Origin of the sequence: Photorhabdus sp. RM96S, assembly GCF_042879335.1 — a bacterium.
Classification (GTDB): domain Bacteria; phylum Pseudomonadota; class Gammaproteobacteria; order Enterobacterales; family Enterobacteriaceae; genus Photorhabdus; species Photorhabdus kayaii.
The window spans coordinates 165,667-192,295 of the sequence record NZ_JBHFKT010000001.1 but is presented as its reverse complement, the minus strand read 5'-3'; the positions used below and the strand labels follow the sequence as shown (position 1 = coordinate 192,295).

Here is a 26,629-nt window from a genome sequence, read left to right as displayed (position 1 = left end):
TACAAACGTAGCTTTTTACTCACCATAGGATCATCGGTGCCATGCAAGAACAATACCGTCCAGAAGATATAGAGCCGCAAGTTCAGCTTCACTGGCAAGAGAAGCAAACTTTCAAAGTGACAGAAGACAACAGCAAAGAAAAATATTACTGCCTGTCCATGCTACCTTACCCTTCTGGTCGACTACACATGGGCCATGTACGTAACTACACTATTGGCGATGTTATCTCCCGCTATCAACGTATGCTTGGTAAAAACGTCCTGCAACCTATCGGTTGGGATGCGTTTGGCCTGCCTGCGGAAGGTGCTGCGGTCAAAAACAATACCGCACCTGCTCCGTGGACCTACGCCAACATTGAATATATGAAAGGTCAATTGAAAACACTGGGCTTCGGTTACGACTGGGATCGTGAAGTCACAACCTGTACCCCGGAATATTACCGTTGGGAACAGTGGTTCTTCACCAAATTGTATGAAAAGGGCTTGGTTTATAAAAAAACCTCCGCAGTTAACTGGTGTCCCCACGATCTGACTGTTCTGGCTAATGAACAAGTGGTCGATGGCTGCTGCTGGCGTTGTGATAGCAAAGTTGAACGTAAAGAAATTCCGCAATGGTTTATCAAGATCACTGATTATGCCGAAGAGTTGTTAAATGATCTGGATACGCTGGAAGAGTGGCCTGAACAAGTCAAAACCATGCAGCGCAACTGGATTGGTCGTTCTGAAGGGGTAGAAATCACTTTTGATGTGGCTGATAGTCAGGAGAAGCTGACCGTTTATACCACTCGTCCTGATACGTTCCTGGGTGCCACTTATGTTGCGGTTGCCGCAGGTCATCCTCTGGCAAAACAAGCAGCAGAAAATAACCCCGAACTGGTTGCTTTCATTGATGAGTGCCGTAATACCAAAGTTGCAGAAGCAGATATGGCAACAATGGAGAAGAAAGGCATGGCAACCGGTATGTTTGCTATTCATCCATTGACCAAAGAAAAAGTGGCAATCTGGGTTGCAAACTTCGTCCTGATGGAATACGGCACCGGTGCTGTCATGGCAGTGCCTGGTCACGATCAACGCGACTGGGAATTTGCGACAAAATATAACCTGCCAATAAAAGCCGTTATTCTGGATAGCGAAGGCAATGAACCAAACGTCCATGAAGCGCCTGTAACAGATAAGAATATCCTGTTTAATTCCGGTGAATTTAGCGGTCTGAATCACGAAGATGGTTTCAATGCTATTGCTGATAAACTGGTGGAAATGGGCGTAGGTAAGCGTAAAGTCAACTATCGTCTGCGTGACTGGGGAGTTTCTCGTCAACGTTATTGGGGCGCTCCTATTCCAATGGCAACGCTGGAAGATGGCACAGTTGTTCCGGTTCCAGCAGCTCAACTGCCAGTTATTCTGCCAGAAGATGTCAAAATGGACGGCATCACCAGCCCAATTAAAGCTGATCCTGAGTGGGCGAAAACCACTATTAACGGCCAACCAGCACTACGTGAAACAGATACCTTCGATACTTTTATGGAGTCTTCCTGGTACTACGCTCGCTACAGCTGTCCAGATTATGACAAGGGCCTGCTCAATCCAGCAGCAGCTAACTATTGGCTGCCAGTTGACCAATACATCGGTGGTATCGAACATGCTATCATGCATCTGATGTATTTCCGTTTCTTCCATAAACTGATGCGTGATGCTGGCCTGGTCAATTCCAATGAACCTGCTAAGCGCCTGTTATGTCAAGGCATGGTTCTAGCCGATGCTTTTTATTACATCGGCAAAGATGGTGAAAAAATCTGGGTTTCCCCAGCTGATACTATTGTTGAGCGTGATGATAAAACCCGAATCATTAAAGCGACGGATAAAGAAGGCCATGAACTGGTTTATACCGGCATGAGCAAAATGTCTAAATCCAAAAACAACGGTATTGACCCACAATTGATGGTAGAAAAATATGGGGCTGATACCGTTCGCCTGTTTATGATGTTCGCGGCTCCACCAGAGCTGACGCTAGAATGGCAAGAATCCAGTGTTGAAGGGGCAAATCGCTTCCTGAAACGTGTATGGCGCCTAGTTTATGAACATAGCAGCAAAGGGGCAACTCAACCGCTAGACATCACAAACCTGACAATGGAACAAAAAGATCTATTCCGAGATCTGCACAAAACCATTGCTAAAGTCACAGATGATGTCGGTCGCCGCCAGGCATTCAATACTGCTATCGCTGCCGTAATGGAATTGATGAATAAACTGGCCCGCGCACCACAGGAAACTGAACAGGATCGCGCTCTGATGCAAGAGGCTCTGCTGGCAGTTGTCCGTATGTTGTCACCAATAACTCCCCATGCTTGCTTTATTATGTGGCAAGCTCTGGGAGGTGAAGGTGATATTGATACGGCTGATTGGCCACAAGCTGATGAACAAGCAATGGTTGACGATACCAAGTTAGTCGTCATTCAAGTTAACGGTAAAGTGCGTGGTCGTATTACTGTGCCAGCTGAGGCGACTAAAGAATATGTTCATGATATGGCAGCAAAAGAGTATGGTGTGACGAAATATCTTGAAGGCGTCACTATTCGCAAAGTCATTTATGTACCAGGCAAACTGCTGAATCTGGTCGTCGGCTGATAAAGGAGGCAATGTGCGACATCGTATTTTAGCGTTGTTGCTGGGGTTAGCGGTGCTGGTCACCGCTGGCTGCGGTTTTCATCTGCGCGGTACCACCCAGGTGCCACCTGAACTCAAAAAGCTGCAATTAACAAGCAGTGACCCATATGGGCCACTGGCCCGTTCCGTTCGCCAACAGCTTCGTCTGAATAATGTCACTATCCTTGAGGATGGTAGCGCTGATGTTCCTGTTTTGAAGTTAATTAACTCTTCTGAAAATAAAGATACTGTCTCTATTTTCCAAGATGGTAAGGCGGCTGAACGTCAATTGACACTGAATGTCGATGCTCAGGTTATTATGCCAGACGGTAGCGTATACCCGCTGCGATCCAGGGTTGACCGCTCTTTTTTCGACAACCCATTAGAGGCCCTGGCGAAAGATGCTGAAAACGAGATAATCAATCAGGAAATGCGCGAACAAGCTGCTCGCCGGTTAGTTCGCCAGTTATTGACCGTTCACAACGCAGAAAAGCAGAAAGCCAGAGAAAAACAGGTGGGACAGCAAGCTGCGCAAGCACAATGATCAAACTCTATCCCGAACAACTGATTTCGCAGCTCAATGAGGGGCTGCGAAACTGTTATCTAATATGGGGTAATGAACCCCTACTATTACAGGAAAGCCAGGATCATATCCGCAAGGCTGCTGAAAAACACGCCTTCACTGAACACTTCACCTATACACTGGATAATCACACCGAGTGGGATGAGATATTCAGTGTTTGTCAGTCACTAAGTCTGTTTGCTAGCCGTCAAACACTCACTTTACTACTGCCGGAAAATGGCCCTAACACAACCATAGCCGAACAACTGGTGAAACTGGCAGGACTACTTCACCCAGATATACTGCTAATACTACGCGGTTTGAAATTGACCAAGGCTCAGGAGAACAGTAACTGGTTCAAAATACTAGGAAAAAATGGTGTTTATGTCAGTTGTCAGCCCCCCGAACAGAACCGTCTGCCGCAATGGGTTGCACACCGGGCCAAAGCCATGAAATTGGCACTGGAAGAACAAGCCAATCAACTCCTGTGTTATTGTTATGAAGGAAATTTACTGGCGTTAGCTCAGGCACTTGAGCGACTTTCCCTGCTATACCCAGACGGTAAACTAACCTTACATCGTGTCGAAAATGCGGTGAATGACGCGGCTCATTTTACACCTTATCACTGGGTAGACTCGCTATTATCAGGTAAAGCAAAACGAGCCTGGCATATTCTGAAACAGTTAAAACAGGAAGATTGCGAAGCTGTTATTCTATTACGTACCGTACAGCGTGAATTACTGCTGCTGCTCACTCTGAAACGTCAAAGTACCACAACCCCGATGAAAACACTGTTAGATCAGCATCGGGTATGGCAAAACCGCCGTCCATTACTGACAAGCGCACTGCAACGTCTCACTCAACATGATTTGCAGCGAGCAATTCATTTACTTGTACAGATGGAACGCCAGATCAAACAGGATTACGGCCAGTCTATTTGGTCAGATTTAGAAACTCTTTCCATGCTGTTATGTGGAAAAACCTTACCTGAGAGCTTTTTTAATGCCTCATACCATTGATTCTACTTGCCCGAAACAACCCGTTATTAAAGCATTATTTGGTGGAACATTCGATCCCATCCATTACGGGCACTTACAACCAGTTGAAACCCTTGCATATCAAACTGGCCTGAATCAAGTGATTTTACTACCAAATCACGTCCCCCCACACCGCCCACAACCGGAAGCCACTGCACAACAGCGGCTTGAAATGGTACAACTGGCAATACAGGATAGCCCACTGTTTACCGTCGATAAGCGTGAACTGGAGCGCACTATCCCCTCTTACACAATTGATACGCTAGAGTCATTCCGTCAGGAACTTGGTAACAAACAACCACTAGCATTTATAATCGGCCAGGATGCTTTGTTATCACTGCATACTTGGCATCGTTGGTCAGAACTACTGAGTTTCTGCCATTTGCTAGTTTGTGCTCGTCCTGGTTATCAAACTCAGTTTTCCACAACTGAAATGCAACAATGGCTTACAAAACATCAAATCTGCGATCCAAGCCAGCTTGGCAGTAAACCTAACGGTTATATCTATCTGGCAGATACACCTCTGCTGTCGATCTCAGCAACAGACATCCGTCAACGCCACCAGCAAGGGTTAAGTTGTGACGATTTACTCCCCCTTTCAGTACAAAAGTATATAGATTCACAGGGGTTATATCGCCAATAGCGGAATCTGCCTCGATTAGTCGCTTAGTTGACTTACCCTTAAGTGACCTGACATGCTATTATTCCGCACTATTTAATCAATTGTGATAAAAAATAAGGATGAGCCTTTTGCAAGGTAAAGAACTCCAACAGTTTGTTATTGATAAGCTTGAAAACTCCAAAGCACAGGATATTGTTTCCCTTGATGTCCAAGGGAAATCAAGTATTACCGATTGCATGATTGTCTGCACCGGAACTTCCAACCGCCATCTGATGTCTGTCGCAGATAATCTGGTTGATGACTGTCGTGCGAGCGGCCTGATCCCACTTGGCGTTGAAGGACAAGGCGTATCTGACTGGATTGTCGTAGACCTCGGTGAAGTTATCGTACATGTCATGCAAGAAGAGAGCCGCCGCATGTACGAACTCGAAAAGCTCTGGAGCTGAGTTTGAAGCTGCAATTAATCACTGTAGGTACAAAAATGCCGGACTGGATACAGGCCGGCTTTACAGATTATTTGCGTCGTTTTCCCAAAGACATGCCATTTGACCTGATAGAAATTCCGGCTGGCAAACGGGGGAAAAATGCGGATATTAAACGCATTCTGGAAAAAGAAGGCGAACAAATGCTGGCCGCTGTCAGCAAAGGCAGCCGTATTGTCACCCTGGACATTCCGGGTTCCCGCTGGGAAACGCCTCAATTGGCGCAACAGCTTGAACATTGGAAACGGGATGGTAGAGATGTCAGTTTGTTGATAGGTGGGCCCGAAGGTCTCGCTCCGGCATGTAAAGCTGCCGCAGAACAAAGCTGGTCACTGTCACCGCTAACCTTACCCCATCCTCTGGTGCGAGTTTTAGTTGCGGAAAGCCTGTACCGGGCATGGAGTATTACGACCAATCATCCCTATCATCGGGAATAATTTGGTTATCAACGGATAAAAGCGAATTTCTGGCAATGGGATGAAGAATAAACGTACCCCTTTTCGTGATTATACGGCTGAATCAGCCCTATTTGCTCGCCGCGCATTGGTGGCGTTTATTATCATCCTGGTACTGACTGGTATCCTGATGGCCAATCTTTACCATTTACAAATCACCCGCCACGAAGACTATCAAACCCGCTCAAACGAAAACCGTATTAAACTGGTTCCAATTGCGCCAAGCCGCGGGATCATTTATGACCGAAACGGCACGCCATTGGCACTTAATCGAACTATCTATCAGTTGGAAATCATACCTGAAAAGGTAGAACACCTTGAGCAAACGCTGAATGATTTACGTAATGTTATCGATCTGACTGACGAAGATATTGCCAATTTTGAAAAAGAGCGTAAACGCTCGCGCCGCTTTACCTCTATTCCATTGAAAACTTCACTTGATCATATTCAAGTAGCACGCTTTGCCGTTAACCAATATCGTTTCCCTGGTTTTGAAATAAAAGGCTACCAACGCCGCTTCTATCCTTATGGTTCAGCACTGACACATATCATCGGCTATGTTGCTAAAATTAATGATAAAGATGTAGAACGATTGGATAAAGAAGGTATTTTACCTAATTACGCCGCTACCCATGATATCGGCAAACTGGGTATTGAACGCTATTATGAAACTGTTTTACACGGCAAAACGGGTTATGAAGAAGTCGAAGTGAATAACCGAGGCCGGGTGATACGCCAATTACATGAACAACCACCACAGGCCGGACAAGATATTTACCTAACTATCGATCTCGAATTGCAGATTTACATTGAGAAACTCCTCACAACCAGCCGCGCTGCGGTCGTTGTCAGTGATCCACGGAATGGGGAAATTCTGGCACTGGTATCTAACCCAAGCTATGATCCAAACCTATTCGTAAACGGTATCTCCAATAAGAGCTACCAAGAGCTATTAAACAATCCTGATAGGCCGCTTATTAATCGTGCTACTCAAGGAATCTATCCTCCAGCTTCGACAGTGAAACCTTTTATTACCGTCGCAGCACTAAGTACAGGCGTTATCAATAAAAATACCACTATTTTTGATCCGGGTTGGTGGCAATTACCGGGTTCAGAAAAACGCTACCGTGACTGGAAACGTTGGGGGCACGGTAGTCTCAATGCACACAGAGCCATTGTAGAATCGGCGGATACTTTCTTCTATCAAGTAGCCTATGATATGGGAATTGATCGTCTATCTGAATGGATGACCAAGTTTGGCTATGGCGAACATACTGGCATCGACCTAGCCGAAGAGCGCACCGGTATCATGCCTACCCGCGAATGGAAACAAAGAAAATATAAAAAACCTTGGTATCAAGGAGATACCATTCCTGTGGGTATCGGCCAGGGATATTGGACAGCAACCCCCATTCAACTGGTAAAAGCGCTGACAACCTTAATTAACGACGGTAATGTAAAAACACCACATCTTCTGCTAAGCAAAAAGCTGAAAGGTGAGATGATCCCTTATCAACAAATAGAAAATATTCAGATCGGTGATATCCATTCAGGATATTGGGAATTAGCAAAAAACGGTATGTACGGTGTTGCTAACCTGCCAAACGGTACCGGCCACAAGAGTTTTATCGGCACGCCTTACAAAGCAGCGGCCAAATCAGGAACAGCACAGGTCTACAGTTATGAAACCTACAATGCCAGTAAAATTGCTGAGCATTTACGGGATCATAAGCTGATGATCGCTTTCGCTCCTTATGAAAATCCGACAGTAGCCCTTTCCATTATTTTAGAGAATGGTGGTGCAGGTCCAGCAGTGGGAACCCTTGTTCGCCAAATCCTCGACCATGTACTATTAGGGGATAACAACACAACATTGCCGAATGCTGTCCCTACACCTCCCGGAACAGAAAGTGACTGATTAACACCATGACAGAAAACCAAAAAAGGGTTCCTCTCTGGACCAGATTACATATCGACCTACCGTTACTCCTGTGCATTTTAGCATTGCTGATATACAGCGCTTTTGTTATGTGGAGTGCCAGCGGTCAAGATATGGGTATGATGGAGCGCAAAATTGGCCAAATTGGTGCTGGACTGGTTGTCATGCTCATCATGGCGCAAATTCCACCAAGAGTTTATGAAAGCTGGGCGCCCCATCTCTATATTGTTTGTGTCATTTTACTGATTTTTGTCGATGCTTTCGGCCAAATAAGTAAAGGTGCCCAACGCTGGCTAGATTTAGGGATCATCCGCTTCCAACCTTCAGAGATTGCCAAAATAGCCGTACCTCTGATGATCGCACGTTTTATGAACCGCGATTTATGCCCCCCATCACTGAAAAATACGACTATCGCTCTGATGCTCATTTTTCTGCCCACTTTACTGGTTGCCGCTCAGCCAGACCTAGGGACTTCAATACTGATCGCGGCTTCTGGTCTGTTTGTCTTGTTCCTTTCGGGCATGAGCTGGAGGTTGATCGGTATCGCCGCTCTACTGTTAACCTGTTTTATCCCCATCTTGTGGTTCTTCCTGATGCATGGCTATCAGCGTGATCGCGTCATGATGCTACTTGATCCAGAAAGCGATCCACTAGGTAAGGGTTACCATATTATTCAATCAAAAATCGCGATTGGCTCCGGTGGTTTATCAGGTAAAGGCTGGCTATTAGGAACACAATCTCAATTGGAATTTCTGCCAGAACGTCATACAGATTTCATATTTGCCGTACTGTCAGAAGAACTTGGTTTGATTGGCGTACTACTATTATTAACATTATATATGTTATTAATTACTCGTGGGCTGGTTATCGCAACCAGAGCACAGAACACTTTTGGTCGGGTTATGGTTGGCGGCCTAATGTTAATTCTATTTGTTTATATCTTCGTCAATATTGGCATGGTGAGTGGTATCCTGCCTGTAGTAGGCGTTCCTTTGCCATTTGTCAGTTATGGCGGCTCTGCGTTAATCGTCTTAATGGCGGGTTTCGGCATTATCATGTCGATTCACACACACAGAAAATTGTTGTCCAAAAGTTTATAGAGAAGAGGTTTCAATGCGTCAACACTGGCTTATATTCGGCATGATTGCAGCCCTGCTATCTGGCTGTACTACTCCTGACAAACAAAAACCTGCCCCGTTACCCGTAGTACCAACGCAGGATGTTCTGGGTGCAGAACCTCGTTATGAGCCTTATCATCCTAGCGCCAATGATGATTATCAGATGAACGGACATACTTATCACATTGTGCAAGCCCCCTCTCAGTTTAGTGAGACAGGTTACGCTAGTTGGTACGGTGAAGAATCTAGCGGCAAAATGACCGCAATTGGTGAACGTTTTAATCCTTATGCTCTGACAGCCGCCCATCCTACCCTGCCAATTCCAAGTTATGTCCGTGTGACCAACTTGAGCAATGGCCGCATGATGATTGTTAGAGTCAATGACCGTGGTCCTTATAAACCAGGGCGAATTATCGATCTATCGAAGGCTTCCGCTGAACGGTTAAACCTAACTCAAAGTACCAAAGTTAAGGTTGATTTTATTGCGGTTGCCCAGGACGGTTCTGTATCCGGTCCCGGTACCATTGGCAGCCAGATAGTTAAACAGAGTTATGCTCTACCGGGTAGACCAACGCTGACAACCAGTCCATTAGGAACACCAACAATGGAGAATATCCCTGATCAGACTAGCAGCCAGCCCTTAACAAATCAGCCGATGAAACTGACGATACAACCGGAAGCGACTGAACAGCTCCCCGCAATGAAGCTGCAACCACCTAAGCCTGTTACAAACAGTACTTCAATAGTCACAACGCCAACAGCCGCCTCAACAAATGGTTTTATAGTTCAAGTTGGTGCTGTTAGCAGTGAGCAACGAGCAAAAGAGTGGCAACAAACACTGGCGCAACGCTTTAATGTTCAAGGCCGCGTAACTCAATATAATAACGTTTATCGTGTACAGTTAGGGCCATTCAACAATCGCCAGCAAGCTGCCGATTTACAACAAAAACTGGCTGACCAGATACAGCAATCTTCTTTTATCGTCAGTCCTTAATCGTTCTCTTACTGATATCTCACTTTGATTCAAATATCAGTAAGAGGAGTAAAAAAATGTAAACCTGAGTCTTGTCAAAATTTGGCAATGTCAGTATTTTTTTCATTTGCTATGATGTGGCTCGATATCAATCTTTTCTCACGGATGTTGTCAAACTAACCATGAAATATACAACCACTTCTCGTTTTATAAAAAGCACCACCTTGGGTATTGCGCTGGCAATAAGTGCTTCTGCCTTTGCCAATGGGAATGATGTCAACCTGAAAACGATGATCCCAGGAGTGCCTCAGATTGATGCGGAAGCTTATATCCTTATCGACTATAACTCAGGCAAAGTGCTGGCTGAGATGAATGCAGATGCACGCCGTGATCCTGCCAGTCTGACAAAAATGATGACCAGCTATGTTATTGGTCAAGCAATCAAATCAGGCAAAATCCACCCAAATGATATGGTCACTGTTGGCACTGACGCATGGGCAACCGGTAATCCGGTATTTAAAGGCTCTTCCCTGATGTTCCTCAAGCCAGGCGATCAGGTCTCGGTTTCTATGTTATCCCGCGGTATAAACTTGCAATCCGGTAACGATGCCTGTGTTGCAATGGCAGATTATGTTGCCGGTAGCCAAGAGTCTTTCGTTAATTTAATGAATGGTTATGTGAAATCGCTTGGATTAAAGAATACGAATTTCAAAACCGCTCATGGCCTGGATGCAGAAGGCCAATACAGCTCTGCCCGTGACATGGCATTGATTGGTCAAGCGCTGATCCGTGATGTTCCTGAAGAGTACACCATCTATAAAGAGAAAGAATTTACCTACAACAATATCCGCCAGACAAACCGTAATGGCTTATTGTGGGATAAGAGCCTGAATGTCGATGGTATTAAAACCGGTCACACTAGCGCAGCGGGCTATAACCTAGTTGCTTCTGCAACGGAAGGCGATATGCGCCTGATTTCTGCGGTATTAGGAGGCCACACTCATAAAGGCCGTGAAACAGAAAGTAAGAAACTGCTGACCTGGGGTTTCCGTTTCTTTGAAACTGTTGCTCCTCTGAAAGCAAGCAAAGAATTCGCCTCTGAACCAGTCTGGTTTGGAGATAACGATAGGGTTCAATTAGGTGTTGATAAAGATGTTTATCTAACTATTCCCCGTGGTCGTCTGAAAGATCTGAAAGCCAGCTATGTCATGAATAATAGTGAATTACATGCACCACTGGCGAAAAATCAAGTCGTAGGTACTATCAACTTTCAACTTGATGGCAAAACTATTGAACAGCAGCCTTTAGTCGTCATGAATGAAGTAAAAGAAGGCAGCATCTTCGGCCGCTTTATCGATTACATCAAGCTACTATTTCATCATTGGTTTGGCTAATTCTTGAGATAATGAAGCGATAAACAGAGTCCATCAAAGCGAATCGGACTACTGCCCGATCGCAATAAGCACCTCCGCGTTTTAAGGCGGAGGAAAGTATCAAATTTTACAGAAGAAACTGACCGTACGTATCGCGGAAAGCAAAACAGGAGCGCCCATGAAAACGAAATTAAATGAACTGCTTGAGTTCCCTTGTTCATTCACTTACAAAGTGATGGGTTTGGCGGAGTCTGAGCTAGTCAATCAGGTCGTTGAAGTGGTTCAACGTCATGCGCCGGGCGATTACTCTCCACAAGTGAAGCCAAGCAGCAAAGGTAACTACCACTCAGTGTCCATTACTATCAATGCGACTCATATTGAACAAGTAGAAACGCTGTATGAAGAATTAGGTAACCTTGAATTGGTACGGGTAGTATTGTAATACACATTAGAGAAATCCCCTATAATTTCACAGGGGATTCTTTATCTATCAGGAATACTACAGTTTCAGGTGCACTAAACTGGTGAGAAGCTCTTCTGAGGGTTATACTGACCAAATCTTATAGCTATCAAATGAAGTTTCAATTGCAACATAAAACGATTTTCTTACGTCAATTAGGAATACAACCCTACGAGCCGATTTCTGATGCAATGCACTTGTTTACTGAGCAGCGAGATACTAATACACCTGATGAAATCTGGCTGGTACAGCATCCAAAAGTCTTTACTCAAGGACAAGCAGGTAAAGCTGAGCATTTGCTGTCCCTCGGTGATATTCCGGTTATTCAATCCGATCGTGGTGGACAAGTCACCTATCATGGCCCTGGTCAGCAGGTTATGTATGTCATGATTGACATTAAACGCGCCAAAATTGGTGTACGGCAACTGGTTACGGCGATAGAGGATACTGTCATTAAAACCCTTGCTCACTTTGGTGTGAAAGCCCATGCCCGCCCGGATGCCCCTGGTGTCTACGTCAATGAAGCAAAAATTTGCTCTCTTGGATTACGGATACGTAAAGGTTGTTCTTTCCACGGACTAGCCCTCAATATCGCAATGGATTTAGAACCCTTCCAGCGTATTAACCCTTGTGGCTATGCCGGTATGAAAATGATTCAACTCAGTGACTTAGTTCCTGGAATTACTGTTGAACAAGTACAGCCTGTTTTGGTAGAGAAATTTTGCCAGCAGTTAGGATTTAACCTGAACAGTTAAAGATGCTATAATTTTTTAACATTTTTCAAAAATTTTTAATTTTTTATCATACAGTAGACTGAATGATAAATCTCAACCTGATGAATTTAACACTGGAACCAGCACGATTATGAGTAAACCAATTCAGATGGAACGCGGAGTTAAGTACCGCGACGCAGACAAAATGGCGCTGATCCCTGTCAAAACAGTGATGACCGAACGTACAGAAATCTTGCGTAAACCTGAGTGGATGAAAATCAAACTTCCTGCGGATTCCAGCCGCATTCAGGGCATCAAATCTGCCATGCGCAAAAATGGTCTGCATTCCGTTTGTGAAGAAGCGTCTTGCCCTAACCTGGCAGAATGCTTCAATCACGGTACAGCAACCTTTATGATCCTTGGCGCAATTTGCACCCGCCGTTGCCCTTTCTGTGATGTTGCGCACGGCCGCCCAATGGCACCTGACACCAACGAACCCATAAAACTGGCACAAACCATTAAAGATATGGCACTGCGCTACGTTGTCATCACCTCCGTTGACCGTGATGATCTACGTGACGGTGGTGCTCAGCACTTTGCTGACTGCATCTCTGCTATTCGTGAAAAAAATCCATCTATTAAGATTGAAACCTTAGTTCCTGACTTCCGTGGACGTATGGATCGTGCACTTGAAATACTGACAGCGACACCGCCCGATGTCTTTAACCATAATCTGGAAAACGTACCCCGGGTTTACCGTCAGGTGCGCCCTGGTGCAAACTATGAGTGGTCATTAAAATTACTTGAAAAGTTTAAAGAAACCCATCCTGATATTCCAACCAAATCGGGTCTGATGGTCGGTCTTGGTGAAACCAACGAAGAAATTCTTGATGTTATGCGTGATCTGCGCCGCCACGGTGTGACTATGCTGACTTTGGGACAATATCTACAACCTAGTCGCCATCATTTACCGGTACAGCGCTACGTCAGCCCACAGGAATTTGATGAAATGAAAGAAGAAGCGTTAGCTATGGGGTTCACCCATGCCGCCTGTGGTCCATTTGTCCGTTCTTCTTATCATGCTGACTTGCAAGCCAAAGGTGAAGAGGTCAAATAACCCAGTTTCTTATACCCTATGGATTTCAAGCTGCATCGCGACGGCAAGGGAGTGAATCCCCGGGAGCATAGCAAACTATGTGACCGGGGTGAGCGAGTGCAGCCAACAAAGAGGCAGCTTGAAAGATGACGGGTATATTATGACTAATATTATTCTGGCTGTATTTATCGGAGGTGGCTTAGGCAGCGTATTACGCTGGTTTATCAGCCTCCGTCTTAATAATATTTCTTCTAATATCGCGATTGGCACCCTTACCGTTAACTGTATTGGTGCATTAATTATCGGACTAGGGTTAGCCTATTTTAATAAATCTACACATCTTGATCCGGCTTGGAAATTGATGTTGACCACCGGTTTTTGCGGAGGTTTAACAACCTTTTCTACATTCTCTGTTGAAGTTGCTTATTTGTTACTGGACGGGAAACTAGGATGGGCACTGGGAACAGTTTTGCTTAACCTTTTTGGATCATTACTGATGACCATGTTAGCTTTCGTATTGATGCATGAACTTTAAATTAAAATCACCTACATATCGGCCTCATACAAGCCAAAAAAAACCCGTTGTAATAACGGGTTTTCGAAATATGGAGTTAAAATCAGATAGCGACAACGTTTACAGCAGATGGACCTTTAGCGCCGTCAGTGATTTCAAACTCTACTTTTTGACCTTCTGCCAAAGTTTTAAATCCGTTACTCTGAATAGCAGAGAAATGCACGAATACGTCTTTGCTACCATCTTCTGGAGTGATAAACCCGAATCCTTTAGATTCATTAAACCACTTAACGTTACCTTTAATTTTTGACATCAAACTTACCTTTAACGTGAAAATTAAGACACAAAATCTGCGTCGCATACAGTACAACAAATAAGTTGGCTCACTGTCTACAACCAAGATCACGAAAAGCATAATAAAATACGATAGATGTTATCTTTATTTAGTTTTACTACTAAATAATACACATATATAAATATCTATAATCCTCCCTGGTCTTTTATCACACAAGTTATCTAATAAACAAATGACTAGGTTTTTTCATGTTCTAATAGCCAGCTTTTAATATTCAGGCCACCGGTATATCCCACCAATTTACCATCATGTCCAATAACACGATGACAAGGCACAATTAATGAGATCGGATTACGAGAATTAGCCATTCCTACCGCACGACAATAATTAACTGAACCTAATGCTAATGAAAGTTGCTTATAACTCCACACTTCTCCAAACGGGATCTTACATAACTGTAACCATACACGCTGCTGGAATTCAGTTCCTGCCGGGTTGAGTGGAACGGAAAACTCAGTTCGCTTACCCGCAAAATATCCTCGTAACTCTTTCACGCACTGCTTAGTAATATCATTTTTCACTTCAGGCGCTGTTTTTTCATCAACAAAATATAGACTGGTCACTCCCTTATCATCCGCAGTGATATGAATATACGGTTTAGGAAATCCTTTGGGTGTATCAAAATAGTGATGATACATAACCACCTCCATTGAAAAAAATATCAATCATTATAGAGATTAGAGTAAATCGTCTTTTCGACAAATTGCAATGATGAATTCAGTTGCTCCCTTACCACCGACTAGAAAACTTAAACTTGTCTGAAGGCGAAAAGCCTGCCAACAAACAGAGAATAACCCACATCGTAATTTTAATGATAGTCACTCGATGTAAAATTAACACCACATATAGTATGGTTGAAATAAAATTTCACTATATATAGTATGATTCAAGTTCTGGCCTTTAGGTAAATTATTACTCATGAACCAAATTTTGCCATCACATGCCCACAAACTGACAAAGGAGTCGTTAATGAGCATTACCATTTATAGCAAACCGGACTGCGTACAATGCAGCGCAACCTATCAGGCGCTAAGCCGAAGAAATATTCCTTATCAGATTGTCGATTTAACCGAAAACCCGCAGGCTTTAGCGACTATCCGTGCTATGGGCTACCAGCAAATTCCTGTGGTTGTAGCAGGTACACAGCATTGGTCAGGATTTCGTCCAGATAAAATCAACGCATTAACCGAGGATTTATAGGTTTATTATGAATATAAATCCGCTGATCTATTTCTCCAGTTCATCCAGTAATAGCCATAGATTTGTTCAGAAACTGGAGATACCAGCCTTTCGTATTCCAATAAATCAATCAGACAGCCCATTAAACGTAACTTCTCCTTACATTTTACTGACCCCCAGTTACGGTGGTGGCAGAACTAAAGGCGCTGTTCCACCACAAGTGATCCGATTTCTCAATATCGCCGAAAACCGGGCATTCATCCGGGGAGTCATCGCGGCCGGGAATACCAACTTTGGCGAAGCTTACGGCATCGCTGGGCGGATAATTTCAGAGAAATGCCGGATACCCCTCCTATACCGTTTTGAACTGTTGGGTACTGAAGAAGATGTACAACGGGTACGCCAAGGTATTCAAAGGTTCTGGCAACATGATTCATTAGAGAATATGTAATTATGACTTTTCAAATTAATGCACAACAGGATTATCATGCTTTAAATGCCTTGCTCAATCTGTACGATAGTGAAGAAAAGATTCAATTTGACAAAGACAAACTGGCTATTCATTATTATTTTCGCCAGCATGTAAATCCAAACACACTATTTTTCCATAGCCTAAAAGAGAAACTGGATTTCCTCCAACAAGAGGGATATTACGAAACAAACGTGCTGGAGCAATACGATTTTACTTTTATTAAAAAGCTCTTTCAGCAAGCCTATAGCAAAAAATTCCGCTTTCAAACCTTTCTGGGCGCATTCAAATATTACACCAGTTATACTCTGAAAACCTTCGATAATAAACGTTATCTAGAACGCTATGAAGATCGGGTATGCATGGTAGCACTGACCCTAGCCCAAGGCGATCAAGTGCTGGCTTGTCGTCTAGTGGATGAGATGATCAATGGCCGTTTTCAACCAGCAACGCCAACTTTTCTTAATTGCGGTAAGAAACAGCGAGGAGAATTGGTTTCCTGTTTCCTGCTACGCATTGAAGATAATATGGAATCCATCGGACGTTCAGTTAATTCAGCCTTACAGCTTTCAAAACGTGGCGGAGGGGTCGCATTCTTACTCAGTAATCTACGGGAAACGGGTGCACCGATAAAAATAATTCAAAATCAATCATCAGGTGTTATCCCTGTGATGAAAATGCTGGAAGATGCGTTTTCATACGCCAATCAACTCGGTGCACACCAAGGTGCAGGGGCCGTTTATCTCCATGCACATCATCCCGATATTCTTCGTTTTCTGGATACAAAACGGGAAAATACCGACGAAAAAATCCGTATAAAAACACTCTCTATTGGCGTTGTTATTCCTGATATCACTTTTAAGCTGGCTAAACATAATGAAGATATGTATCTATTCTCCCCTTATGATATTCAGCGGATTTATGGTGTGCCAATGTCCGAAATTAGCATGACAGAAAAATATACTGAAATGGTAAATAACCAACAAATTAGGAAATCAAAAATCAATGCTCGTGAATTTTTCATGACGTTAGCTGAGCTCCAGTTCGAATCTGGTTATCCCTATATTATGTATGAAGACACGGTGAATAATGCTAACCCGATTAAAGGTCGGATTAATATGAGTAATTTATGTTCCGAAATTTTACAGGTTAACAATGCCAGCGAATATAAAGAGGATTTAAGTTACCACCATATTGGGAAAGATATTAGTTGTAATCTGGGATCAATGAATATTGCTCATACAATGGATTCACCTGACTTTACCCTCTCTATTGAAACGGCTATCCGTGCTTTAACTGCGGTATCAGATATGAGCCATATCCGTTCAGTTCCTTCTATCGAAAAAGGAAATCAGGATTCCCATGCCATTGGTTTGGGGCAAATGAATCTTCACGGCTATCTGGCAAGGGAAAAAATTCATTATGGTTCTGAAGAGGGAATAGATTTCACCAATATCTATTTCTATATCGTCACTTATCACGCTCTGCGTACTTCCAATCAGATCGCCATTGAACGCAATAGCTACTTTAAAGGCTTTAAAGATTCTCGTTATGCCAGTGGTGAATTTTTCAATAAATATACAGAAAGAGCATGGCAACCTCAGACAAAAAAAGTCTCTCAATTGTTTGAGCAAGCAGGAATAACCATTCCTAATCAACAAGACTGGCTTGAATTAAAAGCCTCAATTATGACTCATGGTATTTACAATCAAAATCTCCAAGCTATTGCTCCTACAGGTTCTATTTCATATATCAACAATTCAACCTCAAGCATTCACCCGATTGTATCCCGTATTGAGATCCGTAAAGATGGTAAAACAGGACGGGTATATTATCCAGCACCATTTATGACGAATAATAATCTTGAATATTACCAAGATGCTTACGAAATAGGGCCGGAAAAGATTATTGATACTTATGCTACAGCCACTCAACACGTTGACCAAGGATTATCCCTGACACTTTTCTTCAAAGACGATGCTACTACCCGTGATATTAACAAAGCCCAAATTTATGCCTGGCGTAAAGGAATTAAAACACTTTATTACATCCGTCTGAAACAAACTGCTCTAGAAGGCACGGAAGTACAAGATTGTGTTTCATGCTCACTGTAAAATGAATTCTGGAAATGTATTATGATCAGTAATCCTATATGTGCAATTAACTGGAACCGAATTGAAGATGACAAAGATCTAGAAGTTTGGAACCGACTGACAACTAATTTTTGGTTACCGGAAAAAATTCCATTATCCAATGATATTACTTCATGGAATACACTGACGACAGAAGAAAAAAAGCTGACTATCCGGGTATTCACCGGGCTGACACTACTGGACACAATTCAGAACACTGTTGGTGCTCCAGCGTTAATGGAAGATGCCCTGACACCCCACGAAGAAGCAGTTATGTCCAACATTAGTTTCATGGAAGCTGTTCATGCACGTTCTTATAGCTCCATTTTTTCAACATTATGCCTAACAACTGACGTGGATGACGCCTATCGCTGGAGTGAAAAAAGTTTTTCATTACAGAATAAAGCTCAAATTATACTGAATTATTATAGTTATCATCATCCATTAAAGAAAAAAATCGCCAGTGTTTTTCTAGAATCATTTTTATTCTATTCAGGTTTCTATTTACCTATGTATTGGTCAAGTCGAGGAATATTAACAAATACAGCCGATTTAATCCGACTTATTATCCGAGATGAAGCCATCCACGGTTATTATATTGGATATAAATTTCAACAATCATTAAAAAAACATTCAACACTAGAGCAAAAAGAGATTAAAGAATTCACTTTTTCATTATTATTAGAATTATACGAAAATGAAATCAAATATACAGAAGAACTTTATGATATTGTTGGCTGGACTGAAGATATTAAAAAATTCTTGCATTATAATGCCAATAAAGCATTAATGAATCTTGGCTATGAAACCTTATTTCCGCCAGAAATAACAAATGTCAGCCCTACAATCCTCTCTGCATTATCACCGAATGCCAATGAAAACCATGATTTCTTTTCTGGTTCAGGTTCATCATATGTTATCGGTAAAGCAGTGAATACTGAGGATGAGGATTGGAATTTCTAAAGAGAATGATTTTATTTTATATAGAAGGAATACTTCAAAATAACCATAATACTCTAATACTTTAAAAACCAATATTATTGATCCTGTTTTTTAAACGATAAAACGCCATAAAATCCTTATATTTTTATGGCATTTTTTCATGACTATTGCCATTTCTATGGATATTTTTTGCCATCTCCGCCTCTTATATCATCCGAAACGACAAAAAACATTAATGTAGCTAATTAATTTTAAATTAAATTTCATTCTAATAAGACATAATCAACATGATAAACTAATAATCGATTCTATTTACAACATAGTGAATAATTCATTTGCCGATCAAATTTAAAATTCATTAATAACAACAGCATATATACAATTAACCCTTACAATGACAACATGAATTTGGGTAAAAGGAATGACTAATAACCATGAAATGACTACAAATATATCTAATTTAAGTCATTCAATATCACTATTTTTTACATTAATTATCATTAACATAGGGTTGTCAGGCTCTCTCAGTATGTTAGGGTATATATATTCAAAGAATCATGCAGAGATGAATAATGCATAACACCATTAAATAACCATTGAAAGGAAAGTAACTATTTCATGGCAATTAAACTCGAAGTTAAAAACCTCTATAAGATATTTGGCGACCATTCAGAATATGCTTTCAAGTTACTGAATTCTGGTTTGAGCAAAGATCAGATATTTGAAAAGACAGGTATGGTTGTTGGTATACAAAATGCCAATCTGACTATTGAAGAAGGCGAAATATTTGTCATCATGGGATTATCTGGCTCCGGCAAATCCACAATGGTACGCCTTCTCAATCGTCTGATAAAACCGACTCGCGGCCAAGTATTAATTGATGGTGAAGATATTTCTGAGATTTCAACAGCAGCGTTAAGAGAAATTCGCCGTAACAAAATCAGTATGGTTTTCCAATCATTTGCACTGATGCCACATTTAAACATACTGGAAAACAGCGCCTTTGGTATGGAACTTGCCGGAATCACCAAACAAGAACGCAATAAAAAAGCATTGGATGCACTGAAACAGGTAAACCTGGAAAATTATGCACAATCTTATCCAGATGAGCTCTCAGGCGGGATGCGCCAACGTGTAGGGCTTGCCAGGGCATTAGCTAATAACCCAGATATTTTGCTAATGGACGAAGCATTTTCTGCCCTTGATCCATTAATTCGTACAGAAATGCAAGATGAACTGCTAAGCCTGCAAGGCAATCAGCCACGGACTATCGTCTTTATCTCTCATGATTTGGATGAGGCAATGCGTATCGGAGACCGGATTGCCATTATGCAAGACGGTGTTGTTGTGCAGGTCGGGACACCTGATGAAATCTTGAATAATCCAGCGAATAACTATGTGAAAACTTTCTTTCGTGGCGTAGATATCAGCCATGTATTCAGTGCTAAAGACATTGCCCGTCGCCGTCCTGACTCTCTGCTTCATATTGCACCCGGTTTTGGTCCTCTTTCTGCATTGAAAGTCCTCGATGACGAAAACAGAAACTATGGTTACCTGATCGAACGTGGACAAAAATTCGCCGGTATCGTTTCCGTAAATTCATTGGAAAAAGCATTACGGGAAAAAAAACCTATCGAACACGCCATATTGGCGGAACCAACCTCCGTTGCCGCAGATATGCCCCTCAATGAGCTGATTGCTGTTGTAGCACAATCACCTTGTGCAGTTCCGGTGGTTGGAAATAATGACAAATATATCGGCGTTATTTCCAAAGGGATGCTATTGCAGGCATTAGATAAGGAGACACCAAATGAGTAATCAAAACGAACATCAAACTCAGCCTGTACAGAATTCAGAGGATACCCCGTCCATCGCTGCCGATAATTCCGACCCCTGGAGCAGTGGAACCAATGCTGACGATGCAACGGGTTCTGACTGGCTGGATGCCCCCGCAACTGCGGTACAGCCTGAACATTTTAATATCATGGACCCATTCCAGCACCCACTTATCCCTTTAGACTCATGGGTAACCCATGCTATTGATTGGATTGTGCTAAATTTTCGTCCTGCATTTCAGGGAATCCGCGTCCCCATTGATTTTGTTCTCAGTGGCTTTGAACAATGTCTGACATCAATACCTGCTCCCATTGCCATCCTATTTTTTGCCCTGATTGCCTGGCAGTTATCAGGCATTGGTATGGGTATTACTGCTCTGATTTCTCTGGTAATTATTGGTGCAATTGGTGCATGGCACGAATCGATGGTCACTTTATCACTGGCTCTGACATCGCTATTGTTCTGCATTATCGTTGGTTTACCACTCGGCATATGGCTGGCACACAGCAAGAGAGCCGCGAAAATTATCCAACCTCTGCTTGATGCTATGCAAACCACACCAGCATTCGTCTATCTGGTTCCGATTGTCATGCTGTTTGGCATCGGTAACGTGCCTGGAGTTATCGTCACCATTATCTTTGCTCTACCCCCAATTGTCCGTCTGACAATTTTAGGCATCAAACAGGTTCCAGCAGATCTGATAGAAGCAGCCGAATCTTTCGGCGCCAGCCCTCGTCAGATGCTGTTTAAAGTTCAATTACCACTGGCTATGCCAACCATTATGGCCGGTGTCAACCAAACCCTGATGCTGGCCCTATCAATGGTCGTTATTGCATCAATGATTGCCGTTGGTGGTTTAGGCCAAATGGTTTTGCGAGGTATTGGGCGTCTCGATATGGGGCTTGCTACAGTAGGTGGGGTCGGGATTGTTATTCTTGCGATTCTCCTTGACCGCCTAACACAGTCTTTTGGCTACAGCAACCGGGCTAAAGGCGTAAATCGCTGGTATGCCACTGGCCCAATTGGATTAGTTACCCGTTTATTTAGCCAAAAAGCATAACCTTCCAAAACACCTATCAAGCAACAATTGTTTGGTAAACACATGATGACTGCAACAGGAGGAAAAACCATGCGCAAAATAGTTATCTGGGCTATATCCCTGTCATCACTGATAAGTTCTCAATTATTCGCTGTCGAATTACCGGGTAAAGGTATCAGTGTACAACCCATACAAAGCACCCTTAGCGAAGAAACATTCCAGACGCTGATCGTCAGTAAAGCATTGGAAAAACTTGGTTATGATATCAAACCCATCAAAGAAGTGGACTACAACGTCGCCTATTCCTCTATTGCTTCTGGTGACGCAACCTTTATGGCCGTAAGTTGGGAACCACTGCACAACACCCAATATCAGGCAGCAGGTGGTAATGCCAAATTTTACCGTGTTGGTAACTACGTAGAAAATGCAGCACAAGGCTACTTGATCGATAAAAAAACAGCGGAAAAATACAACATTACTAATATTGCTCAATTAAAAGATCCGAAAATAGCCAAATTATTTGATACCAACGGTAACGGCAAAGCTGATTTAACTGGCTGTAATCCCGGTTGGGGCTGTGAAATCGCCATTAATCATCACCTTAAAGCCTATGGTTTAAACAATAGCGTTGAACACAATCAAGGTAACTATGCAGCCATGATGGCAGATACTATTACCCGCTATAAAGAAGGCAAACCCATCTTATATTACACATGGACACCTTATTGGGTTAGTGACGTGCTGAAACCAGGTAAAGATGTTGTCTGGCTGCAAGTTCCTTTCTCCGCTATGCCTAATGATGAGAAAATAGAGACGAAATTACCAAATGGCGCTAATTATGGTTTTCCACCAAGTATTATGCATATTGCTGCCAATAAAAAATGGGCAGAAGACAACCCAACCGCCGCTAAGTTATTTTCTATCATGAGAATGCCCCTTGCGGATATCAATGCCCAAAACTTGCGGATGCATAATGGTGAGGCATCACAAGCGGATATTGAACGTCACGCCAACGGTTGGATTAAGGCTCATCAGAAATTGTTTGATAGTTGGGTTAAAACTGCCGTTGAAGCCGCTGGAAAAAATTAATATTTAGAGCGTAACAGTGAATTGGTATAAAACAATTCACTGTTATTTTTTCTGATTCAGAATTCTTATTAAAATTTATATTTCAACAATTTTATACCCTATGGATTTCAAGATGGATCGCGACGGCAAGGGAGTGAATCCCCGGGAGCATAGGTAACTATGTGACCGGGGTGAGCGAGTGCAGCCAACAAAGAGGCAACTTGAAAGATGACGGGTATATAGTCATTATCGCTATATTATGGAAAATAATAGGAATTAATATCGATTTTATATTTCATTCTCAGTTCAATTTGATAGTTAAATCACAAGTTAAAGCTACCTAAAACAATGAATACTCAATAGAATTTCTTTAGTAACCATCCTCTCGGATTTATCATTGAACCTGAATAAAAATTCATTACAATGCAAAAAGTTTAGCTCGTGACTACAGACCTTTAACGAGCTGTCCACTCACCCCTAACCTGCCGTTTAAATATAAGAAAATACATTTATGGAAGAAAATATTTCCCGTACACCATTAAGTCCAGCTTTGATTGCACTGATCGCCATTGCCACAGGTCTGGTTGTCGCCAGCAACTACTATGCACAACCGCTACTCGATACGATTGCGTTACAATTTAATCTGACCGTCAACGAAGCGGGGTTTATTGTAACCACAGCTCAATTAAGCTATGCCGTTGGTCTAACATTCCTTGTGCCATTAGGTGATATGTTCGAACGACGCAGTTTAATTGTCTCAATGACAATATTAGCCACCATTGGATTACTGATTACCGCCACGTCGCAGAACATCTGGCAAATGTTACTAGGAACGGCAATGACGGGATTATTTTCGGTGGTCGCTCAAATACTGGTCCCGCTGGCCGCAACACTTGCTCTTCCCCATCAACGAGGAAAAGCTGTCGGTACGATTATGAGCGGTTTACTGCTTGGAATATTACTAGCAAGAACCATCTCAGGAACAATGGCAACTCTTGGTGGCTGGCGAACTGTTTTCTGGGTTGCCAGTGTCTCATTAGTGATTCTTTCTCTGACACTGTGGCGCTACCTGCCCCGTTATAAACAAGTAACCAATCTCAATTATTTCCAGTTACTTGGCTCTATTGTAAACCTTATCACTACAAGCCCGCTTCTAAGAGTACGCGCCCTACTAGGTGCACTGACATTTGCCAACTTCAGCCTGCTATGGACATCAATGGCATTCCTGCTTTCAGCACCTCCTTTTAACTATTCCGAAGGAGTCATCGGCTTATTTGGATTAGTCGGTGCTGCCGGAGCATTGATGGCAACCCAAACCGGGCAACTCGTTGATAAAGGAAAAGGCCCTCTGACCACCAGCATTTCTCTGGTGCTACTACTTCTTTCATGGATACCGATCGGCTTAGTCAAAGAATCACTAATTGGCTTTATAATTGGTGTTTTTCTCCTTGATATTGCGATTCAAGGTGTTCACGTTACAAATCAAAGTACGATATACCGCATCATGCCAGAAGCTAGAAATCGACTCACCGCCGCTTATATGACCAGCTATTTTATTGGTGGAGCCCTTGGCTCTCTGGTTTCAGGCTATGCTTACAAACATTCAGGTTGGTATGGCGTTGCCACCGCTGGCATGGCTATCTGTATAATAAGTCTAATCGTGTGGTTTTTAGGCAAAAAGTACGAACCAAAGACGTTGTAAGAAACAGATCATAGTAAAAGAATGCTTAAATAAAAACATTTATGAAACATTTGTTAGGGATGATATTTTCTATTTGGTTTCCTTTTGTTAATGTTATATAACATTCATATAACCAGATAGATTTTATGCCTTTTTCTGATACATCATCCCCCTTAGCCAGTAAAAAATCTTCTTTTACTGAAGGAATAATAGACAGTTTACCCATTGTTATCGGTTATATTCCCGTCGCCTTTGCTTTTGGTCTCAATGCTGTCAAACTTGGCTTCAACCCAATAGAAGCCATTTTCTTTTCATGCATCATCTACGCCGGTGCAAGCCAGTTCGTCATCACAGCTTTACTGAGTGCGGGTACATCATTATGGATTTCTGCCCTAACAATCATGGCAATGGATGTCCGCCATATTCTTTATGGTCCATCTTTAAGGCACCGTATCAAAGATAAGTTAACGGAGAAAAAAACCGTTATCTGGGCTTTCGGCCTGACAGATGAAGTTTTTGCCGCCGCTACTGCAAAACTCATTAAGAACCACCGGAGCTGGAGTGAAAATTGGATGGTTGCTATTGCCATCTGTTCCTGGCTGGCCTGGGTCGCAGGTACCGTAGCCGGCGCATTTCTTGGTAACGGTTATTTGGAATCCTATCCTGCTGTAGAAGCTGCCATGATTTTCATGTTACCAGCACTGTTTCTCAGTTTTCTTCTTGCTTCTTGTAGAAAGCAAAATAGTTATTGTGTTGCAACCGCACTAACCGGGGCACTTTTAGGGATTACATTTTTCTCAATTCCAATTGCTATTCTGGCAGGTATTGTCGGTGGTTGTATCGCGGCACTGTTACAACCACAAAACAATTGCAATGACTCTTCTGAACAAAAGGAAACACCATGATTGATAGCAAGATTTTGCTCATTGGACTATTTGTTGGGTTAGCTAACTTTTCATTTCGCTATCTGCCACTACGATTTGGGAAAGCACGCCAATCTGCCGGCAGGAAAAGTGGAAAAACAAGCATTATTCTTGACAGTATTGGTATTGCATCCATTTGTTCTTTACTCATTGTATCAGGTGTACCTGATGTGATGAGAGAGAGTCAAAAACTACTCCCTACCCTCATAGGTTGTCTGACCATCTGTTTAGTCTTTTACAAAACAAAGCAAATTATACTCGCAACACTATTTGGTGCGCTACTTTTTGGACTAACATTCAAAATATTTATGAATTAGGTATCAATATCAAAAGAAATATGATGATAACAAATAACTACAATTGCTAAATTTATCTTTTAATATACCATTTGGATGTTTGATAACAAAAGTTATCTTACCAGTTGAAACTAATAAGGTATCTAAATAATGGAAAGTTCGTTTACGCCTACCGAAGAATTACTGAATATTCGTGCAGCACAGCAAGCCAAATTAAATAAAGATATCCCTTATCAAGAGATCCTGTTGACTAGGTTATCAATGCACGTCCAAAGTAAATTGCTTGAAAACCGTAACAATATGCTGAAAGCTCAAGGTATCAATGAAACTTTGTTCATGGCCCTGATGATCCTTGATACTAAAGAAAGCCACAGCATCCAACCATCAGAATTAAGTGCCGCATTAGGTTCTTCCCGTACTAACGCCACGCGTATTGCTGATGAATTAGAAAAGCAGGAGTGGATTGAAAGAAAGGAAAGTCATAACGACCGCCGTTGCCTTCATCTTCATCTGACAGAACAAGGTACAAAATTTTTAAATAATTTGCTTCCACCTCAACATGAATGCCTGAGAAGACTTTGGTCATGCCTTGACCAGGAGGAACAAAAACAGTTAGAAAAGTTAATGAGAAAATTACTGGTCAGACTTGATACAATGGGCGATTGTATCAAAAAATAGCTTGTTGTTTAATCGATCAATTTTTATCCAAACAATACTTTCTTG

General features: G+C 42.4%; 28 protein-coding genes. 26 read left to right on the top strand and 2 right to left on the bottom strand.

The features are described from left to right. Positions 1-41: 41 nt before the first annotated feature. The 14 genes from leuS (at position 42) to crcB (ending at position 14,007) form a co-directional block, all read left to right on the top strand. The gene (leuS, locus tag ACGF49_RS00995) at positions 42-2,624 is read left to right on the top strand and encodes a leucine--tRNA ligase (RefSeq protein ID WP_113040921.1); all 2,583 of its coding nucleotides are present in this window, start codon (positions 42-44) and stop codon (positions 2,622-2,624) included. A 13-nt stretch (positions 2,625-2,637) separates the two neighbouring features. Next, positions 2,638-3,186, top strand: coding sequence for an LPS assembly lipoprotein LptE (lptE, locus tag ACGF49_RS00990; protein WP_113040920.1), 549 nt, complete (start codon positions 2,638-2,640; stop codon positions 3,184-3,186). After that, entirely contained in the window at positions 3,183-4,223 is a 1,041-nt protein-coding gene (gene holA / locus ACGF49_RS00985; RefSeq protein WP_113040919.1) for a DNA polymerase III subunit delta, read from the top strand. The genes lptE and holA overlap by 4 nt, the downstream gene beginning before the upstream one ends. Continuing rightward, positions 4,207-4,884: a nicotinate-nucleotide adenylyltransferase gene (gene nadD, locus ACGF49_RS00980; protein ID WP_113040918.1), complete on the top strand. Its 678-nt coding sequence runs from the start codon at positions 4,207-4,209 to the stop codon at positions 4,882-4,884. Before holA ends, nadD begins: the two co-directional genes overlap by 17 nt. A gap of 98 nt (positions 4,885-4,982) precedes the next feature. Next, entirely contained in the window at positions 4,983-5,309 is a 327-nt protein-coding gene (gene rsfS, locus ACGF49_RS00975; protein WP_191214694.1) for a ribosome silencing factor, read from the top strand. A gap of 2 nt (positions 5,310-5,311) precedes the next feature. Further along, positions 5,312-5,782, top strand: a complete 471-nt coding sequence (gene rlmH, locus ACGF49_RS00970) for a 23S rRNA (pseudouridine(1915)-N(3))-methyltransferase RlmH (RefSeq protein WP_113040917.1) — start codon at positions 5,312-5,314, stop codon at positions 5,780-5,782. Between the two features lie 40 nt (positions 5,783-5,822). Beyond that, a complete protein-coding gene (mrdA, locus tag ACGF49_RS00965) occupies positions 5,823-7,718 on the top strand; it encodes a peptidoglycan DD-transpeptidase MrdA (protein WP_113040916.1) in 1,896 nt (631 codons plus the stop codon). An 8-nt stretch (positions 7,719-7,726) separates the two neighbouring features. Next, complete coding sequence (gene mrdB, locus ACGF49_RS00960; protein WP_112895025.1) at positions 7,727-8,839, top strand: peptidoglycan glycosyltransferase MrdB; 1,113 nt, start codon at positions 7,727-7,729, stop codon at positions 8,837-8,839. Positions 8,840-8,852: 13 nt separating this feature from the next. Then, positions 8,853-9,851, top strand: coding sequence for an endolytic peptidoglycan transglycosylase RlpA (rlpA, locus tag ACGF49_RS00955; RefSeq protein WP_113040915.1), 999 nt, complete (start codon positions 8,853-8,855; stop codon positions 9,849-9,851). 161 nt (positions 9,852-10,012) lie between these two features. After that, on the top strand, positions 10,013-11,224 hold the full coding sequence (gene dacA, locus ACGF49_RS00950) for a D-alanyl-D-alanine carboxypeptidase DacA (RefSeq protein WP_113040961.1): 1,212 nt from the start codon (positions 10,013-10,015) through the stop codon (positions 11,222-11,224). A gap of 157 nt (positions 11,225-11,381) precedes the next feature. Next, a complete protein-coding gene (gene ybeD / locus ACGF49_RS00945) occupies positions 11,382-11,645 on the top strand; it encodes a DUF493 family protein YbeD (protein WP_112878070.1) in 264 nt (87 codons plus the stop codon). A 131-nt stretch (positions 11,646-11,776) separates the two neighbouring features. Next, on the top strand, positions 11,777-12,418 hold the full coding sequence (lipB, locus tag ACGF49_RS00940; RefSeq protein WP_191214697.1) for a lipoyl(octanoyl) transferase LipB: 642 nt from the start codon (positions 11,777-11,779) through the stop codon (positions 12,416-12,418). Between the two features lie 109 nt (positions 12,419-12,527). Beyond that, complete coding sequence (gene lipA, locus ACGF49_RS00935; protein WP_113040914.1) at positions 12,528-13,493, top strand: lipoyl synthase; 966 nt, start codon at positions 12,528-12,530, stop codon at positions 13,491-13,493. A 139-nt stretch (positions 13,494-13,632) separates the two neighbouring features. Then, positions 13,633-14,007, top strand: a complete 375-nt coding sequence (gene crcB / locus ACGF49_RS00930; RefSeq protein ID WP_228900402.1) for a fluoride efflux transporter CrcB — start codon at positions 13,633-13,635, stop codon at positions 14,005-14,007. A gap of 82 nt (positions 14,008-14,089) precedes the next feature. Here the strand turns inward: crcB and cspE are convergent, their stop codons facing one another. Together cspE and ACGF49_RS00920 are read right to left on the bottom strand one after the other, a co-directional pair. Then, positions 14,090-14,299 carry a transcription antiterminator/RNA stability regulator CspE gene (cspE, locus tag ACGF49_RS00925; protein ID WP_021323071.1) on the bottom strand — a complete coding sequence of 70 codons (210 nt, stop codon included), beginning with the start codon at positions 14,297-14,299 and terminating at the stop codon, positions 14,090-14,092. 218 nt (positions 14,300-14,517) lie between these two features. Continuing rightward, complete coding sequence (locus ACGF49_RS00920) at positions 14,518-14,979, bottom strand: methylated-DNA--[protein]-cysteine S-methyltransferase (protein WP_011145612.1); 462 nt, start codon at positions 14,977-14,979, stop codon at positions 14,518-14,520. A 331-nt stretch (positions 14,980-15,310) separates the two neighbouring features. On the opposite strand from ACGF49_RS00920, the gene nrdH reads away from it, so the two are divergent. From nrdH to mprA, 12 genes are all read left to right on the top strand, one after another. Next, positions 15,311-15,541, top strand: a complete 231-nt coding sequence (gene nrdH, locus ACGF49_RS00915) for a glutaredoxin-like protein NrdH (protein WP_113040913.1) — start codon at positions 15,311-15,313, stop codon at positions 15,539-15,541. Between the two features lie 13 nt (positions 15,542-15,554). Beyond that, positions 15,555-15,971 carry a class Ib ribonucleoside-diphosphate reductase assembly flavoprotein NrdI gene (gene nrdI / locus ACGF49_RS00910; protein ID WP_228900400.1) on the top strand — a complete coding sequence of 139 codons (417 nt, stop codon included), beginning with the start codon at positions 15,555-15,557 and terminating at the stop codon, positions 15,969-15,971. Between the two features lie 2 nt (positions 15,972-15,973). Then, entirely contained in the window at positions 15,974-18,103 is a 2,130-nt protein-coding gene (nrdE, locus tag ACGF49_RS00905) for a class 1b ribonucleoside-diphosphate reductase subunit alpha (RefSeq protein ID WP_387488923.1), read from the top strand. 21 nt (positions 18,104-18,124) lie between these two features. Continuing rightward, positions 18,125-19,084 carry a class 1b ribonucleoside-diphosphate reductase subunit beta gene (gene nrdF / locus ACGF49_RS00900; RefSeq protein WP_271859356.1) on the top strand — a complete coding sequence of 320 codons (960 nt, stop codon included), beginning with the start codon at positions 18,125-18,127 and terminating at the stop codon, positions 19,082-19,084. 597 nt (positions 19,085-19,681) lie between these two features. Continuing rightward, complete coding sequence (gene proV, locus ACGF49_RS00895; RefSeq protein ID WP_011145607.1) at positions 19,682-20,881, top strand: glycine betaine/L-proline ABC transporter ATP-binding protein ProV; 1,200 nt, start codon at positions 19,682-19,684, stop codon at positions 20,879-20,881. Beyond that, positions 20,874-21,959: a glycine betaine/L-proline ABC transporter permease ProW gene (gene proW, locus ACGF49_RS00890; RefSeq protein ID WP_113040910.1), complete on the top strand. Its 1,086-nt coding sequence runs from the start codon at positions 20,874-20,876 to the stop codon at positions 21,957-21,959. Before proV ends, proW begins: the two co-directional genes overlap by 8 nt. Before the next feature lie 69 nt (positions 21,960-22,028). Beyond that, positions 22,029-23,027 carry a glycine betaine/L-proline ABC transporter substrate-binding protein ProX gene (proX, locus tag ACGF49_RS00885; RefSeq protein ID WP_113040909.1) on the top strand — a complete coding sequence of 333 codons (999 nt, stop codon included), beginning with the start codon at positions 22,029-22,031 and terminating at the stop codon, positions 23,025-23,027. A 161-nt stretch (positions 23,028-23,188) separates the two neighbouring features. After that, the gene (locus tag ACGF49_RS00880) at positions 23,189-23,350 is read left to right on the top strand and encodes a hypothetical protein (RefSeq protein WP_158536469.1); all 162 of its coding nucleotides are present in this window, start codon (positions 23,189-23,191) and stop codon (positions 23,348-23,350) included. A 167-nt stretch (positions 23,351-23,517) separates the two neighbouring features. After that, positions 23,518-24,708: an MFS transporter gene (locus tag ACGF49_RS00875; RefSeq protein WP_113040908.1), complete on the top strand. Its 1,191-nt coding sequence runs from the start codon at positions 23,518-23,520 to the stop codon at positions 24,706-24,708. Between the two features lie 125 nt (positions 24,709-24,833). Beyond that, positions 24,834-25,592, top strand: coding sequence for an AzlC family ABC transporter permease (locus tag ACGF49_RS00870; RefSeq protein WP_113040907.1), 759 nt, complete (start codon positions 24,834-24,836; stop codon positions 25,590-25,592). Beyond that, a complete protein-coding gene (gene ygaH, locus ACGF49_RS00865) occupies positions 25,589-25,927 on the top strand; it encodes an L-valine transporter subunit YgaH (RefSeq protein ID WP_113040906.1) in 339 nt (112 codons plus the stop codon). The genes ACGF49_RS00870 and ygaH overlap by 4 nt, the downstream gene beginning before the upstream one ends. A gap of 129 nt (positions 25,928-26,056) precedes the next feature. After that, positions 26,057-26,584, top strand: coding sequence for a transcriptional repressor MprA (gene mprA / locus ACGF49_RS00860; RefSeq protein WP_112878058.1), 528 nt, complete (start codon positions 26,057-26,059; stop codon positions 26,582-26,584). Positions 26,585-26,629 lie beyond the last annotated feature (45 nt).